Annotated in this window: 11 protein-coding genes and 2 rRNA genes; 3 read left to right on the forward strand and 10 right to left on the reverse strand. The window is 65.9% G+C overall.

Translation table 11 applies throughout. The annotated features are described in order from the left end of the window. Positions 1-11: 11 nt before the first annotated feature. From ACN9M4_RS18485 to ACN9M4_RS18500, 4 genes are all read right to left on the reverse strand, one after another. Positions 12-407: a CBU_0592 family membrane protein gene (locus tag ACN9M4_RS18485; protein WP_426300490.1), complete on the reverse strand. Its 396-nt coding sequence runs from the start codon at positions 405-407 to the stop codon at positions 12-14. Between the two features lie 202 nt (positions 408-609). Further along, entirely contained in the window at positions 610-1,455 is an 846-nt protein-coding gene (locus tag ACN9M4_RS18490; protein ID WP_426300492.1) for a sugar phosphate isomerase/epimerase family protein, read from the reverse strand. Next, on the reverse strand, positions 1,452-2,666 hold the full coding sequence (locus ACN9M4_RS18495; protein ID WP_426300494.1) for a dihydrodipicolinate synthase family protein: 1,215 nt from the start codon (positions 2,664-2,666) through the stop codon (positions 1,452-1,454). The genes ACN9M4_RS18490 and ACN9M4_RS18495 overlap by 4 nt, the downstream gene beginning before the upstream one ends. Then, a complete protein-coding gene (locus ACN9M4_RS18500) occupies positions 2,666-3,835 on the reverse strand; it encodes a Gfo/Idh/MocA family protein (protein WP_426300496.1) in 1,170 nt (389 codons plus the stop codon). Before ACN9M4_RS18500 ends, ACN9M4_RS18495 begins: the two co-directional genes overlap by 1 nt. Positions 3,836-3,987: 152 nt before the next feature. Here ACN9M4_RS18500 and ACN9M4_RS18505 point away from each other — a divergent pair, with 152 nt between their 5' ends. Then, the gene (locus ACN9M4_RS18505) at positions 3,988-5,046 is read left to right on the forward strand and encodes a LacI family DNA-binding transcriptional regulator (protein WP_426300498.1); all 1,059 of its coding nucleotides are present in this window, start codon (positions 3,988-3,990) and stop codon (positions 5,044-5,046) included. 71 nt (positions 5,047-5,117) lie between these two features. Here ACN9M4_RS18505 and ACN9M4_RS18510 read toward each other — a convergent pair whose 3' ends face one another. Further along, on the reverse strand, positions 5,118-5,897 hold the full coding sequence (locus tag ACN9M4_RS18510) for a sugar phosphate isomerase/epimerase family protein (RefSeq protein ID WP_426300500.1): 780 nt from the start codon (positions 5,895-5,897) through the stop codon (positions 5,118-5,120). A 94-nt stretch (positions 5,898-5,991) separates the two neighbouring features. Here ACN9M4_RS18510 and ACN9M4_RS18515 point away from each other — a divergent pair, with 94 nt between their 5' ends. Both ACN9M4_RS18515 and ACN9M4_RS18520 read left to right on the forward strand, forming a co-directional pair. Beyond that, positions 5,992-7,695: a helicase HerA-like domain-containing protein gene (locus ACN9M4_RS18515; protein ID WP_426300502.1), complete on the forward strand. Its 1,704-nt coding sequence runs from the start codon at positions 5,992-5,994 to the stop codon at positions 7,693-7,695. Positions 7,696-7,885: 190 nt separating this feature from the next. After that, positions 7,886-8,914, forward strand: a complete 1,029-nt coding sequence (locus tag ACN9M4_RS18520) for a hypothetical protein (RefSeq protein ID WP_426300504.1) — start codon at positions 7,886-7,888, stop codon at positions 8,912-8,914. A 231-nt stretch (positions 8,915-9,145) separates the two neighbouring features. On the opposite strand, the gene ACN9M4_RS18525 is transcribed toward ACN9M4_RS18520, so the two are convergent. The 5 genes from ACN9M4_RS18525 to ACN9M4_RS18545 form a co-directional block, all read right to left on the reverse strand. Next, positions 9,146-11,122, reverse strand: a complete 1,977-nt coding sequence (locus tag ACN9M4_RS18525; protein WP_426300506.1) for an NHL domain-containing thioredoxin family protein — start codon at positions 11,120-11,122, stop codon at positions 9,146-9,148. Next, on the reverse strand, positions 11,122-13,302 hold the full coding sequence (locus ACN9M4_RS18530; protein WP_426300508.1) for a cytochrome c oxidase assembly protein: 2,181 nt from the start codon (positions 13,300-13,302) through the stop codon (positions 11,122-11,124). Before ACN9M4_RS18530 ends, ACN9M4_RS18525 begins: the two co-directional genes overlap by 1 nt. 129 nt (positions 13,303-13,431) lie before the next feature. Next, entirely contained in the window at positions 13,432-13,716 is a 285-nt protein-coding gene (locus ACN9M4_RS18535) for an HU family DNA-binding protein (protein WP_070350644.1), read from the reverse strand. Between the two features lie 348 nt (positions 13,717-14,064). Then, positions 14,065-14,181 (reverse strand): 5S ribosomal RNA (rrf, locus tag ACN9M4_RS18540). A gap of 155 nt (positions 14,182-14,336) precedes the next feature. Further along, positions 14,337-17,470, reverse strand: a 23S ribosomal RNA gene (locus ACN9M4_RS18545). Between the last annotated feature and the right edge of the window lie 416 nt (positions 17,471-17,886).

Raw genomic sequence — 17,886 nt, forward strand, 5'->3', positions numbered from 1 at the left:
AGCGGACCGAGTCAGCCCTCGGCGGGCAGCGGAACCAGGGGCATCGAGGCAGTCACCACCGGCACCGGGTGCGCCGGCGCGGCAACCGGGTGCGCCGGCGCGGGAGCCGGCGCGGGAGCCACCGTGGCGGCCGGCGCAGGGGCGGGAGCCTGAGCGGACGCGGACCGCGAAGCGGCGCGCTGCATCCGGATGAGGGCCACCGCGGAGATCACGAACCAGGCAACGTTGGTCACCACCGAGGGCCATGCGCCGTAGTAGGAACCGTTGATGATGAAGGCGACGGAGCCCACGAGGTTCGCCGCCTGGAAGCGCCGGCCGGCCCGCAGCCAGCCCATGGAAACGGAGAGGTACGAAGCCAGGATCGCAACGGCGCCGCCCCAACCTGCGATATCCAACCACAGTCCCACAATGTTGTCCATTCCCGGCCCGGGATCAGCTCCCTTGCCCGACACCACGTCCCCGCAATGGACGTGCGACACCGATAAGAAACGTTCGAAAAATGAACGCTACGATCAATGCTGAAGGCTCGCCCTGCCCGCCGTCAAGTGCGTGCGGAGAGGCATTCATCACAGGGTGCCGCACCCCCTTCGCGGGTGGATCCGGCAGGGCTCAGGCGTGCGGCAGGACCAGCTCCGCGTAGCGTTCTTTCATGGTGGCCAGCACGGCGTCGCCGTCGGCGTCCCAGATGTCCTGGTTGAAGATTTCCACCTCGATGTCGCCCGCGTATCCGGCGTCCCGCACCCAGGTGCCGATCGTCGCAAAGTCAATGACGCCGTCGCCCATCATGCCGCGCGACAGCAGCGCGTCCGCGGCGATCGGGAGGTTGAAATCGCAGACCTGGTACGAGGCGATCCGCTGCTCCCGCCCGGCCCGTCCGATCTGCCCCTTCAGCTCCGGGTCCCACCACACATGGAAGGTGTCCACAGCCACGCCGACGGCGGCCGGGGAGTACGGTGCCGCGAGGTCCAGGGCCTGCCCGAGCGTGGAGATCAGCGCCCGGTCCGCGGCGTACATCGGGTGCAGCGGTTCAAGGACCAGCCGCACGCCGTGCTCGACGGCGAACGGCACCAGGTCCTCCAGCCGGTCCGCCACCCGCTGCCGGGCGGCGACGACGTCCTTCTCGCCGGGGGCCAGGCCGCCGACGACGAGGAACAGTTCGCGCGTGTCCAGCGCCACCGCTTCGAGGACGGCTTCCCTGTTGTCGGCGAGCGCGCCCGCCTGCCCTTCGGCGTCGGCCGCGGTGAGGAAGCCGCCCCGGCACAGCGAGGAGACCCGCAGTCCGGCGTCCTTGATGAGCCGGGCCGCCTTGTCCAGGCCGGCCTCGTGCACGCGGTCCCGCCACGGCCCGATCGCCGGAATGCCCGCCCGGACACAGCCGTCAACGGCCTCCGCGAGCGTCCACTTCTTGGTGGTGGCGCTGTTCAGCGACAGTCGCGAGAAATCGGGGGAACTCATGCGCCCACCCCGTTGATCCGCAGGAAAGCGGACATCCGGAACGCCGCAAGCGAGGGGTCGCGGAGCAGCCCGGCTTGGTCGGCCAGCTCGAAGGTGCGGGCCAGGTGGACCACGGAACGGCCGGAGTGCAGGCCGCCCACCATCTGGAAGCCGGGCTGCTTGCCGTTGAGCCAGGACATGAAGGCGATGCCGGTCTTGTAGTAGAACGTCGGCGCGCTGAAGATGTGCTTTCCGAGCTCGCGGGTGGAATCCAGGATGGCGCGCGCTTCCACGGCTTTGCCGGCATCGTACTTCTGCATGGCCGCCGAGGCGGCCGGGTAGATGGCCGCGAAGATGCCCAGCAACGCGTCCGAGTGGTGCGTGCCGTCGCCGTCGATCAGTTCCGGGTAGTTGAAGTCGTCACCGGTGTAGAGCCTGACGCCTGCCGGCAGCTGGGCGCGCAGGGCGACCTCGTGGGCGGCGTCCAGGAGCGAGACCTTCACGCCGTCCACCTTGTCCGCATGCTCCAGGATCAGGGCGAGGAAGGTTTCGGTGGCCTGGGCGACGTCGTCCGAACCCCAGTACCCGGCCAGCGCGGGGTCGAACATGGTGCCCAGCCAGTGCAGGATCACGGGTTCGGAAGCTTCCCGCAGCAGGGTGGAGTAGACGTGCAGGTAATCGTCCGGACCGGCGGCCACCTTGGCGAGGGCACGCGAGGCCATGAGGATCACTTTGGGTCCGGCTTCGCTGACGACGGCGATCTGCTCGCGGTACGCCTCGAGCACGGCCTGGATTCCGGCGGGGCCGGCTTCCAGCGAATCCAGTTCCAGCTGGTCGGTCCCGGCACCGCAGGCGACCAGGTCCCGGACGGACTTGCCCGCCGTCGCGGCGTTGCCGGCGGCCACTACCGACGCCGCCTCGGCTCCGCTGCGCTTGATCAGCTGCTGGGTCGCCGCCCAGTCCAGCCCCATGCCGCGCTGGGCGGTGTCCATGGCATCGGCCACGCCCAGCCCGTAGGACCAGAGCTCGTGGCGGTAGGCCAGGGTGGCATCCCAGTCGAGCCGCGCCGGGGCAACCGGGGTGTTGTCCGCGGTGGCTTCGGGGATCACGTGCGCCGCGGCATAGGCGTGCCGGGACGCCAGGGGCGCGGACGGCCTGGCCCAGGAAGTCGCGGGGCGGAGCGTGTAGCGGCGGGTGCCGCCGTCGGCGTCGGGAAGAATCAGGGCCGTCATCAGAGCACGATCTCCGGGATGTCGACGGTGCGGCGCTCGTCGTTGGACTGGAGGCCGAGTTCGGCCAGCTGCACGCCGCGGGCGGCGGAGAGCAGGCCGAAGCGGTGTCCGCGGCCGGCGACGACGTCGCGGAGGAATTCCTCCCACTGCAGCTTAAAGCCGTTGTCCAGTTCAGCGTTGGCCGGGACGTCCTGCCACTGGCTGCGGAAGGATTCGGTGACGGGCAGGTCCGGGTTCCAGACGGGCTTGGGGGTGTGGGCGCGCTGCTGCGCGACGCACTTGTTCAAGCCGGCGACGGCGGAACCATGCGTGCCGTCCACTTGGAACTCCACCAGTTCGTCACGGTAGACGCGCACGGCCCAGGAGGAGTTGATCTGGCCTACGACGGCGTCGCCGCCCGGGGTCTCAAGTTCGAAGATGCCGTAGGAGGCGTCGTCAGCGGTGGCATTGTATTCCTTGCCGGCTTCGTCCCAGCGGACCGGGATGTGGGTGGCAGTCTTGGCGTTGACGCTCCTGACCTTGCCGATGATCCCTTCCAGGACGTAGTTCCAGTGGCAGAACATGTCCGTGGTCATGCCGCCGCCGTCCTCCTTGCGGTAGTTCCAGGACGGGCGCTGTGCCGCCTGGACGTCGCCTTCGAAGACCCAGTAGCCGAATTCGCCGCGGATGGAGAGGATGCGGCCGAAGAAGCCTTCGTCCACCAGGCGGCGCAGCTTGACCAGGCCGGGCAGGTAGAGCTTGTCATGCACGACGCCGGCAGTGACCCCGGCCTGCTTGCCGATCCGCGCCAGTTCCACGGCTTCTTCGAGGGTTTCCGCGGTGGGCTTCTCGGTGAAGATGTGCTTGCCGGCCTGCATGGCCTTCTTCAGGGTGGCGGCGCGCAGGCTGGTCATGGAGGCGTCGAAGATGATGTCGACGCTGGGGTCGTTGATGACGGCGTCCAGGTCCGTGGTCCATTCGGCAATCTTGTGCTTCTCGGCCAGTTCGCGGATCTTTGCCTCGCTGCGGCCCACCAGGATCGGCTCCACATGGATGCGCGTTCCGTCTTCCAGGGTGAAGCCGCCGGCGTCGCGGATCGGCAGGATCGAACGCAACAGATGCTGGCGGTAGCCCATGCGGCCGGTGATGCCGTTCATGGCGATCCGGATCGTCCTTGTTTCGAAACCCATGTGTCCTCCAAAGTTTTCGGTGCTTTCCGCGGATTGGAAAGCGCATTCCCACTCGCTCAAGTGTGCACGGGGGTGGCCACGTTGGCAAGCGCTTTCCCGAGTGGGCCTCGAAACTGCCATAATGGGCGGAGATCCCAGAGGAAAGGAACCCCGTGGCTGCAAGCACCCTGGCCGAAGTGGCAAAGCTCGCGGGTGTCTCCCCCGCCACAGCTTCGCGGGTGCTCAACGGCTCGGCCCGTACACCCGGCGCGGGCATTGCCGAACGGGTGCGCCAGGCCGCAGAATCCCTCGGCTACGTGGCCAATGCCCAGGCCCAGGCCCTGGCGAAGTCCAGCACCGGGCTCATCGGCCTGATCGTCCACGACATCGCCGATCCCTACTTCTCCGCCATCGCCCAAGGCGTCCAGACCGCGGCGCGCCAGGAGCGCCGCATGGTCCTGCTGGCCACCACGGACGGCACCCCCGCGGGGGAAAAGGAAGCCGCCGCCGCTTTCGCGGCCCGGCGGGCGGATGCGATCGTGATCGCCGGTTCCCGCTCACACCGCGCGGAAGACTCCGCCGCCAACGGCGAACTCGCGGCTGAGCTCGACCGCTACTGCCGCAACGGCGGCCGGCTCGGCGTCGTCGGGCAGGGAATCATCGGCCTGCCGGAAACGGCCGGCTACTGCACGCTCCCAGTGCCGAACGAGGAACTTGCCCGCGAACTTGCGGCGGAACTTGCCGCCACACACGCGGGAACGTTTGTAATCGTGGCGGGTCCGGACGGCCTGGCCACCTCCGACGAGCGCATCCGAGGCTTCCAGCGCGGCCTGGCGGAGGCCGGGCGCCCCGCGGCGGAGGTGCTGCACACGGCCTTCAGCCGCAACGGAGGCTTCGACGCCGGAACGCAGCTCGCCGGGCGGCTCGCGGACCTGGGCACCCGACCGTGCATCTTCGCCGGCAACGACGTCATGGCGATCGGGATCGTGGCGGCGTTGCGGGAGCATGGCCTGTCGGTCCCCGAGGATGCCACCGTGGCCGGCTTCGACGACATCGAATGGCTCCGGGACTTCCGCCCCGAGCTGTCCACGGTGGGACTGCCCCTGGAGGAAATCGGCCGGCAGGTGACGCTCGGCGCCCTGGCCGAGCCCGACGGCGGCGCGAACCCGGCCGACCCGGGCGCGGCGATCACAGGCACCGTGCGCCTGCGCCGGAGTACTGAAAGCGCCTAACGGGGCCACGCCCCTGCGTTGCGAGGCCCGCTCTACGTCCTTTGAGGCGCCCAAAGCACGTAGACCGGGCCTCACAAAGTGAGCCAGCGGCGCAGCGTCGCGGCGTCGCCGAGCAGGTTCTCCGGGCGGTCGTCGGCGACGAACTCGAGCATCACGTCAAGGTCCCGGCCTCTGCCCTTGGCTGAGTCCAGCGCGACTCCGAGCGCCTCGCGCCACAGCCCCTCGCGGGCGTCGAGCGGGAGCCGCTCGGCCTGCGGCCACCATGAGAAGCAGTGGATGCCCGTCAGGTGATCGAGCAGGCTCCGCAGTGCGTCCAGCGCCTCGCCATCGGAAATGCCGACGGCGGGCTGCCAGTACGTGCCGACGTTCGGCCGGGCCACGCGCTCGAGCAGTTCCAAGGTTCCGTCGACCGTGCTGGTGAGCGAACGGTTGTGGAACTCGAAGGCGAGATCGACGCCGCGGCCGGCCGCGAGCGCGGCGATCCGCCGGGTGTCCTCCACCACCGCATCCCAGGTGCCGGCGTCGGCCTCATTGGGCTCCAGGCTTCCCGCCCAGATGCGCACGCGCGGGGCTCCGACGCCGGCGGCGAGCGCCAGGGTGGTTTCGAAATCGCCGAAGGTGCCGGCTCGGTAGTAGGAACCCAGGGAGAGGACCCGCAGCCCCGCGTCGGCACAGGCCTCCTTAGCCCGGGCGGCCGCCGCGGCATCGGAGACGTGCACGTCGCAGCCCCATTCGATGCCGCTCAGTCCGGCCTTGGCCGCGAGGGCCACCACTTCCTCCACACTGTGCGAACGAAGGGTCACCGAGCACAGGCCCGGGCTCAGGGTGCCGATTGGGGCGTCGGGGGCCATGGCTTGTCTCGCAGTCAGTCGGGCGTCGTCGGGGCTCTGTTCCCACGTTAGTGGGAATGCGCTTTCCAAGCAATCCCGAGACTAAGCTGTGCGCATGGCCAACAAAACCACAGCCGAGAAACTCGCCACGATCCAGCAGGGCTACACCCTTGACGGCGCCACCATCGATCTCGGGGCAGCCATTGTGGACGGCGAAGTCCACAAAGAAGCGCAGGTCCGCCTTCCGCTGTCCATGATGAACCGGCACGGGCTTGTGGCCGGCGCGACGGGCACCGGCAAGACGGTGACGCTGCACATGATGGCGGAGCAACTCTCCACCGCCGGAGTGCCTGTGTTCCTCGCAGACATCAAGGGCGACCTCTCCGGGCTGGCCACCGCGGCAACCGCCAGCGAGAAACTCACCGCCCGCACGGCGGGCCTGGGCCAAGAGTGGTCGGGCAAGAACTTCCCGGTGGAGTTCCTGGCCCTCGGCGGGGACGGCAACGGCATACCGGTCCGGGCAACGGTCACGTCCTTCGGCCCCATCCTGCTGTCCCGGATCATGGAACTCAACGACACCCAGGAATCGAGCCTGCAGCTCATCTTCCACTTCGCGGACCAGAAAAACCTGGAACTGCTCGACCTCAAGGACCTGCGCTCCGTCATCCAGTTCCTCACCTCGGACGAGGGCAAGGCCGAGCTGGAGAACCTGGGCGGCCTGTCCAAGGCCACGGCCGGCGTCATCCTGCGCGAACTGGTGGGCCTGGAGGCACAGGGCCTGGAGAAGTTCTTCGGCGAACCGGAGTTCGATACCGCCGAGCTCCTGCGCACGGCCCCGGACGGCCGCGGCGTCGTCAGCTGCCTCGAACTCCCCTCCCTGCAAACCAAGCCCATGCTGTTCTCCACCTTCCTGATGTGGCTGCTGGCTGACCTGTTCGAGGACCTTCCCGAGGCCGGGGACCTGGACAAACCCAAGCTCGTGTTCTTCCTGGACGAGGCCCACCTGCTTTTCAACGGCGCGTCCAAGGCCTTCCTCGACGCCATCACCACCACGGTCCGGCTCATCCGCTCCAAGGGTGTGGGCATCTTCTTCGTCACCCAGACCCCGAAGGACGTTCCGGCCGACGTCCTGGGCCAGCTGGCCAACCGCATCCAGCACGCCCTGCGCGCCTTCACCCCGGAGGACGCCAAGGCGCTGAAAGCCACGGTCTCCACCTTCCCGGTGAGCGACTACGACCTCGAGGAAACCCTCACCTCGGCCGGCATCGGCGAGGCCGTCATCACCGTGATGAACGAACGGGGCGCGCCCACGCCGGTCGCCCTGACCCGGCTGCGTGCCCCGGAATCGGTCATGGGCCCCAGTGCCGAAGACCTCGTCCGGAGCACGGTGGCGTCCTCCGCTCTGCTGGTGAAATACGGCACCGCCGTGGACAACGTCTCGGCCTACGAGAAGCTGAGCGGCCATGCAGCGTCGTCCACCGGCGCCGCCGCACCCGGGCTGCCCCCCGTGCCCGCAAGCACCTCCTCCTACGATGTGGACGCCGAGGCCCGCCGCATCGAGGAGGAAATCCTGGGCCGGCCCAGCAGCCGACCCGGCCCGCAGCTTCCCCCGGTGGATATTCCGCCGGTCCCTGCGCCTGTCCCGGAAGCACGGCGTTCCGGAACACAGGACGACGGCGGCGGCCTGGGCGATCTGGCCGGCACCCTCGGTGGCGCGCTTGGCGGCGGCCTGAAGAGCATGGCGCGATCCCTCGGCACGCAACTGGGCCGTGAACTCATGCGCGGCATCTTCGGGACCTCCTCCCGCCGGCGGCGCTGAGGAGCAAGCGACGGCTTCATATTAAGCAGCGGATTTTCCGTTCCGGACGGCCACCGGTTCCCGCCCCGACGACTGCCGCGTTCCTCCTGTACCGGCGCCCGACGGCGGCGGACAGCGCTAGGTGCCAGCCGGCGTCGGGGGCCTGCAATTCCGGCTTTTCCGGGCGGCGGAACCGCCGCGATTCCCGGGTATGGGTGCCGCGGCAGGTAACGTAAGGGACGTGCAGCTCAGTCAAGCCTTCGTAAAGACCGCAGCCGGATGGCTGCTCGGTCTGATGCTTGCTGTCGCCGCATGCATCGTTGCAATCAACTTGGTGAGCAATTCCGTGGCCAGCCCGCAGCAGCCTGTGCGTGAGTATTTGTCGGCCTTGAAACGGGGCGACGGCGGCGCGGCGCTGGGCCTGTTGAAGGCCTCCGTCCCGGGCGGAAACGCGGCCATGCTGGACGGCACCGCCTTGCAGACTGCGGCCTCGAAGGTTTCCGATGTCCGGATTGGCCCGCCCCAGTCCCGCGGCGCGAAACGGGTCATGGTGCCGCTCGACTACACGATCGACGGCAACCAGCTGCACAGCGAGTTCCTGCTGGAGCGCACGGGCACGGAATGGCTGTTCTTCGGCCACTGGGAGTTTGTGCCTTCGTCCCTGCCCACCCTCGACGTCACCGTGGTGAACGCCAGCGAGGCCAACCTCAACGGCGTCCCGGTGAACCTGCCCGACGGCCGAGGCAGCTTCGCCGTGCTCTACCCGGGCGAGTACGAGGCCAGCCTCAGCGAAGAATTCTTCACCGCGATCCCGGTCCGCACCTCGGTGACCAGCAACGATTCCAGCCAGACTCCCCTGAACCTGCTGACCCGGACCACCGACAGCATGAACCAGGCCGTGGCATCGAAGATCAAGCAGTACCTGGACAACTGCGCCGAGGAAGCCACGAAGCAGCAGCGCCTGCAGCCGGACTGCCCGTTCTACCACGTGACCAACAGCCCCATCGAGCCGGGCACCATCAAGTGGAAGATCACCGAGTACCCCAAGGTCAGCATCGAACCGTTCGACGGCGGCTGGGCGGTAGCGCCGCTCAACGGCAAGGCCCGGGTGACCGCGAAGCAGATCGACCTGTTCACGGGCCGCGTCAGCACGCTCAACGAGGTGCAGGATTTCAGCTTCACCACCCGCCTGGACATCGGCGAGAACAGCATCGCGGTGGTCCCGCAGGTGAGCTACTAGGCCCGTTGGCTGAGGTGGCCCCGGGGAGAGACCCCTCGATGTCACCCCGCGCAGGATTTCAAACCCCCGCCGTCCCGGAACCCCTCTGTATGCGGGTACAGTCCGCATTGCCTTGATCCGAAACCTGCACGGTGTGACGTCCCCGACGCTGAAAAACCTCAACAACAGGTTGCACCCGTGAAATCGAGCTGGAAAACCTGTCTGGCGTCGGGCCGCTTCAAGCGGAGCCGCTCAGTCCATTCCGCGCAGGTCCAGCACCAGTTCGGTGTCGCCGTCGGCCTGCAGGACCACCGGGATGCCCCAGTCCTGCTGGTACAGGTGGCAGGCGGCGTGGTCCGGGATTTCGCCGTCCTCGGTCTCGGGGCCGTCACACGCAGCCGCACGGGCCGCGATGTGCAGGATGCCCTCGGCAACCTCGGAGGAGAGCTCCAGCGTGCGCTGCAGGCCCACGGAGGTGCCGCCGCCGGAGACTAGCAGCTCGGGCGGGGTGGAGGAGATCTTCAGCTGCGTGGGATCGCCCCAACGGTCGTCCAGCTTCTGGCCGGTGGGCGCAGTGAAGCGCACCGTGAGTTCGAGGTTTCCAGGTGCCACCGGGCTCTTGGGCCGCTGGGTCTGCGAGGCGCCCTCGTCCACCTGCTGGGCTTCCTTGGGGATCGGGACCAGGACGAGCTGGTGCTTGTTGGACTCCACCACCACCAGGAGCGGCTCGCCGCCGTCGGGATGGACCACGACGACGTCGCTCGGCTCGGCAAGGCCGCGCGCCAGCGTGGACACCGACTTCGCCGCGGGGTCGTAGCGGCGCACGGCACCGTTGTAGGTGTCGGCGATGGCCACGGAGCCGTCGGGCAGGACGGTGACGCCCAGCGGGTGCTGCAGGCGGGCCTCGGATGCGGAACCGTCACGGAAGCCGAAGTCGAACAGGCCCTTGCCGATGGCGGATTCCACGGTCACGCCGGTTTCTCCCAGCACCAGCCGGCGCAGGGCGGAGGTTTCGGAGTCGGCCACCCAGATGTCGCCGGCGGCGTCGATGGACAGGCCGGACGGCTGGGCGAACCAGGCTTCCTCGGCGGGACCGTCCAGGAGCCCTTCGAGGCCCGAGCCGGCCAAGATGGAGACCTCCCCCGAGACCGGCTCGAAGGCGAAGATCTGGTGCGTGCCGGCCATGGCGATGACCACGCGCTGCAGCTTGTCGCTCCACACCACGTCCCACGGCGAGGACAGCGAAACGCCGGCGCCGAGGCCGAGCACGCCCACGTCCACGGCGTCGCCGGCGAAATCGGCAGGACCCTCGTGGTGCGCGGAGGAAGCCCATTCGGCGGCACCGGTGGCCGTCACCCGGGCGGGACCGGCGTCGAGCAGTCGCTGGATGCCGTTGCCGGCCACGGTCTGCACGTAACCGGAACTCAGGGTCACGCCGCGCAGGCGGTGGTTCACGGTGTCGGCCACGACGGCGTCGTAGCCGAGCTTCCAGGCGAGTTCGGCAGGCAGCACGGCCACGCCCTGCGGCTCGTTGAACTGGGCGAGCTCGGCCTGGCCGTCCAGGTACCCCTTGGTGCCGGAGCCGATCACACGCTCCACGGTTTCAAGGTCGGGGCGCAGTTCCACCAGGCGGTGGTGGCCGGAGTCGACCACCAGGTAGTTGCCGTTCTCCAGCGCCGTGGCCTTGCCCGGGAAGCGCAGGGTGCCCGACGTCGGAACAGGCGCCACGTAGGGGCCGTCGCCGCGGTGCAGGGTGCCCTTGGCCTCGTGCTCGGCAACGAGTTCCTCAAGGAGGACGGCGAGGCCGCCGGAGTGCCCTTCGCCGGACAGGTGCGCCACGATGTAGCCCTCGGGGTCCAGGACCACCAGGGTCGGCCAAGCACGGGCCGTGTAGGCCTTCCACGTGGCAAGCTCCGGGTCGTCCAGCACGGGGTGGTGGATTTCGTAGCGTTCCACGGCAGCGGCGAGGGCCACGGGGTCGGCTTCGTGCTCGAACTTGGGCGAGTGCACGCCCACAGTCACCAGCACGTCCGAGTACTTCTCTTCGAGCGGGCGCAGCTCGTCCAACACGTGGAGGCAGTTGATGCAGCAGAACGTCCAGAAGTCCAGGAGCACGATCTTGCCGCGCAGGGCCTCCAGGTCCAGGTTCTTGCCGCCGGTGTTGAGCCAGCCGCGGCCCACCAGTTCGGAGGCCCGGACCCGCAATTGGGTGCGTACGGTTTCGCTCATCAGCGTCCTTCCAGCTTCGTGTCGGGTTCGACCTGTTTCGCAGGCCGGTGTCCAGGATCGTTTTGTGCAAGTTTGGCATCGCGGTCGGCGAGCCTGGCAAACATGTCGTTGTAAGCGTTCAGCTCGGCGTCGTTATTCCGCTCGGCCGCGCGGTCGGTGCGTCGGGTCTCGCGCTCGTCCGAGCGCGACCACATGACCGCGACGCCGATCGCCACCAGGAGCGTGGGCACTTCGCCGATCCCCCAGGCTACTGCGCCGCCCACCTGCTGGTCCGCGATCGCCGAGCCGCCCCAGGTGCGGCCGAGGTTGCCGAAGTAGTCCGCGGCGAGCAGGCCGGTACCGCCCATGATGGAAACGCCGAAGAAGGCATGGAAGCCCATCGTGGCCAGGAGCAGCAGCAGCCGCATCGGATACGGCGCGCGGCGCGGCAACGGATCGGTGCCGATCATGGTCAGCACGAAGATGTACCCGGTGAGCAGGAAGTGCAGGTTCATCAGTTCGTGGCCGACGTGTTCGCGCATGGCCCAACCGAAGGCGTCCGAATAGTAGAACAGCACGATCGATCCGGCGAAGTTCGCGGCGGCGAACAGCGGGTGCGTCACCAGCTGGGAGAACTTCGAGTGCACGAACACCAGCAGCCACTCACGCAGGCCGCGGGAGCCGTCGCCCCGGCTGCCTTCGCCGCGGGCGGGCAGCGCACGCAGCGCCAGCGTCACCGGCGAACCCAGCACCAGGAACAGCGGCGCCACCATCGTCAGGGCCATGTGGTCCACCATGTGTATCGAGAAGAGCACCATGCCGTACACGGCCAGCGGCCCGGAGGTGATGTAGGTCAGTGCTGCCAGGCCCAGGAGCCACACCACGGTTCGCAGCCAGGGCCAGGAGTCGCCGCGGCGGCGCAGCTTGGCCACGCCCAGGAGGTAGGCCACGGCGCCGAAGACCGCCACGGTCACCCAGATCCAGTCGAAACGCCATTCGCTGAACATGCGTTCGGGTGTCAGTTCCGGCGGCAGTTCATAGCCGGAGAGGATGAACGACGGCGACGCGTCCGGCGCGTAGGTGGTCGGTTCCGGCGGTGCCGAGCGGCCCAGCGCGACGGCGAGTCCCGACGTCGCGCCCATCACGAGCAGTTCGACGAGGACGAGTTGCCAGAGCACCCGCCTGACGGACATCCCGCCCCGGCCAAGCTGCGGAATGACCCAGCGGCGGTGCATGAGGCCGATGCCACCCAGGAGCAGTGTGGCGAAGGCCTTGGCCAGGATCAGCTGCCCGTAGGCCGAGCCGACGAGCTCCTCGAAGGTGGTGACCCGGATGCTCGCGTTGACGACGCCGGAGGCGAAAACCAGGAAGAAGGCGAAGCCTGCCAGGCTGGAGAAGCGGCGGAGCGTCTGTTCGGTGGCATCCTTGCCGCCGGAGGCCTTGCTGCCCAGGATGCCCGAAAGCACCGCGAGCATGATGATGCCGCCCACCCAGCTGGAGACGCCCACCAGGTGCAGGCCGAGCGAGTTGATGGCGCCACCGTGGTCGCTGGAGCTTGAGGAGTGCCCGATCAGTGCGGTGGGCACCAGGCCGCCCAGCGCCAAGACGAGCGTGCAGGCAAGCCCCGCCAGGGAGCGGACGCCGAAGAGGATGGTCGTGACCACCGCGGCGATGATGGTGACCGCGAGCCAGGCCTTGCCGGTCTCGATGTCGGTCATGAAGTAGACGAGGGAACGGGTGAATTCGGCGTCGCCCGAGATGCCTTGGCCTGCGATGTCCGCATAGCTGAACACCAGCACGGCGACGGCGGAGAGGGTCCAGACGGCGCCCGCGGCCGCCGCGACGGCCAGTGCCCGGGTGAAGGCCGGGTGTTCGGGAGCCTCGGCGTCCTTGGCCCGATGTCCGGGAAGGTGGCGCGGAAGGATTCCGACGGCGAAGATCAGGCCGCCCACTACGGTCGCGAGGGCGACGTTGTGGATCGCTTTGCTGATCGGAAGTCCCCAGCGGACCAGGGCCCCGGGATCGGAGACCTGGCGGGCCCCCGCGGCCCCCGAGAAGAGCAATGCCCCGGCCAGGGCAAGCAGGAGCACCGCAATGCCGGCCAGCTGCCACGGAAGGCCGATGCCTTGTGCCGTCCCCGTACCTGCCGCTGGCTTGGGAGCGGGCCGGGGGGCTGTGGGGGAGGTTCTTGCTTGTGGCACCTATCCATTGTCCGCCAAGGCTGCCGAGGCCGCGAATCGGCCCTGGCAGCCGCGGCACGGGGATCTCGTTAAAAGCGGAAGGCGGCAGGCCGTTAGCCTGCCGCCTTCCGAGGCGTTCGCCGAAGTGTCTTACTTCTTGGCGACAGCTGCCTTCAGCTTGGAGCCGGCGGTCAGCTTGACGCTGTGGCCTGCTGCAATCTGGATGGTCTCGCCGGTCTGCGGGTTGCGGCCGGTGCGTGCGGCGCGGTCGGTGCGCTCGATGGCGAGCCAGCCCGGGATGGTGATCTTTTCGCCGGCGGCGACAGAAGCCTCGAAGACCTCGAAGAGGGCGTCGAGCACGCCGTTCACGGCAGCCTGGCTGGTGCCAGCCTTGCCAGCAACCTCTGCAACCAGTTCGCTACGGTTCTTAGCCATTGTTGTCCTCCTGGACTGTACGAGTCTGGAGCTCACGCGCGGTCTGCGCACGAGCCACTGTTCGAAAACTTACCAGCTTGGGCGGACACGGCCAGCAAATTCCGCGTGTTTCCGCGCCTTTTTGACCAAATTCACGGGATTTCCGGGGTTTTTCAGGGGTTCGGGGAGCCTGAACAGGCCGCCGGACCGGCCCGGCGGCGGCTTACGGGGACGTCCGACGGCGCGGCGGGCGGGGAATGCCCGACGGCGGCGGCGTGCCTGTGTGCGGCAGTCACCCGTGCGCCTGTTTGTGGGTTAAATGCGGGAGGCCCCCGAAGGTTTCTTCGGGGGCCTCGACCTGTAATGGTTGTCCGGCGGTGTCCTACTCTCCCACACCCTCCCGGGTGCAGTACCATCGGCGCTGTGGGTCTTAGCTTCCGGGTTCGGAATGGGACCGGGCGTTTCCCCCACGCTATGACCGCCGTAACCTTGTTACCCGTCCCCGCGTGGGTGCGGGGTGGGAAGACTGTTGGTTACCAGGTGTTGCTGGTTGTATTCGGTTGTCCGGTGGTGTGCCGGTTTGGTTCCTGGGTTGTTGTCCGGGAACCACATAGTGGACGCGTAGCTTTTGATGTTTTTGTGTGGTGTAAGTTGTCGGCCTATTAGTACCGGTCGGCTTCGACAGTCGTTGGTCCTGTCTTCCACGTCCGGCCTATCAACCCAGTGGTCTGGCTGGGGGCCTCTCACACACGAGGTGCATGGAAATCTCATCTTGAAGCGAGCTTCCCGCTTAGATGCTTTCAGCGGTTATCCCATCCGAACGTAGCTAATCAGCGGTGCACTTGGCAGTACAACTGACACACCAGAGGTTCGTCCGTCCCGGTCCTCTCGTACTAAGGACAGCCCTTCTCAAATTTCCTGCGCGCGCAGCGGATAGGGACCGAACTGTCTCACGACGTTCTAAACCCAGCTCGCGTACCGCTTTAATGGGCGAACAGCCCAACCCTTGGGACCTACTCCAGCCCCAGGATGCGACGAGCCGACATCGAGGTGCCAAACCATGCCGTCGATATGGACTCTTGGGCAAGATCAGCCTGTTATCCCCGAGGTACCTTTTATCCGTTGAGCGACGGCCATTCCACAATGTACCGCCGGATCACTAGTCCCGACTTTCGTCCCTGCTTGAGATGTCTCTCTCACAGTCAAGCTCCCTTGTGCACTTACACTCGACACCTGATTGCCAACCAGGCTGAGGGAACCTTTGGGCGCCTCCGTTACTTTTTAGGAGGCAACCGCCCCAGTTAAACTACCCATCAGGCACTGTCCCTGACCCGGATCACGGGCCGAAGTTAGATGTCCAAAGTGACCAGAGTGGTATTTCAACGATGACTCCACCCGAACTGGCGTCCGGGCTTCACAGTCTCCCACCTATCCTACACAAGCCACTCCGAACACCAATACCAAACTATAGTAAAGGTCTCGGGGTCTTTCCGTCCTGCTGCGCGTAACGAGCATCTTTACTCGTACTGCAATTTCGCCGAGTTTATGGTTGAGACAGCGGGGAAGTCGTTACTCCATTCGTGCAGGTCGGAACTTACCCGACAAGGAATTTCGCTACCTTAGGATGGTTATAGTTACCACCGCCGTTTACTGGGGCTTGAATTCTCAGCTTCGCTCCGAAGAGCTAACCGGTCCTCTTAACCTTCCAGCACCGGGCAGGAGTCAGTCCGTATACATCGTCTTGCGACTTCGCACGGACCTGTGTTTTTAGTAAACAGTCGCTTCCCCCTGGTCTCTGCGGCCCTTGCCCGCTCCACCCAGCAAGTGGGTCTCACGGTCCGGGCCCCCCTTCTCCCGAAGTTACGGGGGCATTTTGCCGAGTTCCTTAACCATAATTCTCTCGATCGCCTTGGTATTCTCTACCTGATCACCTGTGTCGGTTTGGGGTACGGGCAGCTGGAACCTCGCGCCGATGCTTTTCTAGGCAGCATAGGATCACCGGATCCCCCCATGCGGGGGTCCCATCAGATCTCAGCCTGCATGTTCCACGGATTTGCCTATGGAACGGCCTACGTCCTTAGACCGGGGCAACCATCGCCCGGCCCGGCTACCTTCCTGCGTCACACCTGTTAATACGCTTACCTCCCGGGATCAGGTCCCGCGCTCCACCAAAACCCACACACCCAAAGGGTGATAGGGCAGGTTTCGGGCGGTTAGTATCCCCCGCTTGGTATGGGCGGTTCTTCGCCGGTACGGGAATATCAACCCGTTGTCCATCGACTACGCCTGTCGGCCTCGCCTTAGGTCCCGACTTACCCAGGGCAGATTAGCTTGACCCTGGAACCCTTGATCATTCGGCGGACGGGTTTCTCACCCGTCTTTCGCTACTCATGCCTGCATTCTCACTCGTGTAGGCTCCACCACTGGTTCACACCGCAGCTTCACCGCCCACACGACGCTCCCCTACCCATCCACACCCCTGAACCACGAAGGCTAGGAACATGTGTGAATGCCACAACTTCGGCGGTGTACTTGAGCCCCGCTACATTGTCGGCGCGGAATCACTTGACCAGTGAGCTATTACGCACTCTTTCAAGGGTGGCTGCTTCTAAGCCAACCTCCTGGTTGTCTAAGCAACTCCACATCCTTTCCCACTTAGCACACGCTTAGGGGCCTTAGTTGGTGGTCTGGGCTGTTTCCCTCTCGACTATGAAGCTTATCCCCCACAGTCTCACTGCTGCGCTCTCACTTACCGGCATTCGGAGTTTGGCTGACGTCAGTAACCTTGTAGGGCCCATCGGCCATCCAGTAGCTCTACCTCCGGCAAGAAACACGCAACGCTGCACCTAAATGCATTTCGGGGAGAACCAGCTATCACGGAGTTTGATTGGCCTTTCACCCCTACCCACAGCTCATCCCCTCCATTTTCAACTGAAGTGGGTTCGGTCCTCCACGACGTCTTACCGTCGCTTCAACCTGGCCATGGGTAGATCACTCCGCTTCGGGTCTAGATCACGCCACTACACTCGCCCTGTTCAGACTCGCTTTCGCTACGGCTACCCCACACGGGTTAACCTCGCGACGTAACACTAACTCGCAGGCTCATTCTTCAAAAGGCACGCCATCACAACAACAAGGCTGCTCTGACGGATTGTAAGCACACGGTTTCAGGTACTGTTTCACTCCCCTCCCGGGGTACTTTTCACCTTTCCCTCACGGTACTGGTCCGCTATCGGTCATCAGGAAGTATTTAGGCTTATCAGGTGGTCCTGACAGATTCACACGGGATTTCTCGGGCCCCGTGCTACTTGGGAACACTCACCAGGGCGGCACAACACATTACGGCTACGGGACTCACACCCTCTCCGGCCGGCCTTTCAAAACCGTTCGCCTATGCACGCACACACACCCCGCCGGTCCGGCAGAACCAGCACGCAACTGCCCCACAACCCCGCCCACGCAACGCCCGCCGGCTATCACACATGGGTCGGTTTAGCCTGATCCGCGTTCGCTCGCCACTACTAACGGAATCACTGTTGTTTTCTCTTCCTGCGGGTACTGAGATGTTTCACTTCCCCGCGTTCCCCCCACGCACCCTATATATTCAGGTACGGGTCACACAATCACCGAAAACGGCGTTGTGCGGGGTTTCCCCATTCGGACATCCTGGGATCACCGCTCGGTTATCAACTCCCCCAGGCTTATCGCAGATTCCTACGTCCTTCATCGGCTCCTGATGCCAAGGCATCCACCGTGTGCCCTTAAAAACTTGACCACACAGATCAAAAAACTTCTAAACAAAATTGCTTACAAGATGCTCGCGTCCACTATGTAGTTCTCAAACAACAACCCCAACCCCCACACCCCACACACACAAACCATGCGCATGATCGGCAAGGACAGGAAAACCAGAAACCCCAGAACACCCCCACAAAAAGGGGGGCACCCCTGACGGGCCCGGCAACTCATCGTTGCAGGTCCTGTTGCCTCAGGACCCAACAGTGCACCAAACACAACCCACGACAGTCCGCACCCCGCAGCGTTCCCAACACCCACACCCCAAAAGGGCACAGACACCGTACTAACCACAGGACACAACCACCAAGGCCATGCCAAAACCAGTTTGATTCGTTGATATTCCACCCATGAGCACCCACCGCAGAACAGACGCCTGCGCAATGGGCTGTACTC

Origin of the sequence: Arthrobacter sp. R-11 (assembly GCF_049913155.1) — a bacterium.
GTDB lineage: Bacteria > Actinomycetota > Actinomycetes > Actinomycetales > Micrococcaceae > Arthrobacter.

Excerpts from the sequence above, each read along its gene's own strand:
- ACN9M4_RS18525 (WP_426300506.1), bottom strand. The coding sequence starts at position 11,122 with ATGAGCGAAACCGTACGCACCCAATTGCGGGTCCGGGCCTCCGAACTG.
- ACN9M4_RS18535 (WP_070350644.1), bottom strand. The coding sequence starts at position 13,716 with ATGGCTAAGAACCGTAGCGAACTGGTTGCAGAGGTTGCTGGCAAGGCT.
- ACN9M4_RS18515 (WP_426300502.1), top strand. The coding sequence starts at position 5,992 with ATGGCCAACAAAACCACAGCCGAGAAACTCGCCACGATCCAGCAGGGC.
- ACN9M4_RS18510 (WP_426300500.1), bottom strand. The coding sequence starts at position 5,897 with ATGGCCCCCGACGCCCCAATCGGCACCCTGAGCCCGGGCCTGTGCTCG.
- ACN9M4_RS18500 (WP_426300496.1), bottom strand. The coding sequence starts at position 3,835 with ATGGGTTTCGAAACAAGGACGATCCGGATCGCCATGAACGGCATCACC.
- ACN9M4_RS18490 (WP_426300492.1), bottom strand. The coding sequence starts at position 1,455 with ATGAGTTCCCCCGATTTCTCGCGACTGTCGCTGAACAGCGCCACCACC.
- ACN9M4_RS18495 (WP_426300494.1), bottom strand. The coding sequence starts at position 2,666 with ATGACGGCCCTGATTCTTCCCGACGCCGACGGCGGCACCCGCCGCTAC.
- ACN9M4_RS18520 (WP_426300504.1), top strand. The coding sequence starts at position 7,886 with ATGGGTGCCGCGGCAGGTAACGTAAGGGACGTGCAGCTCAGTCAAGCC.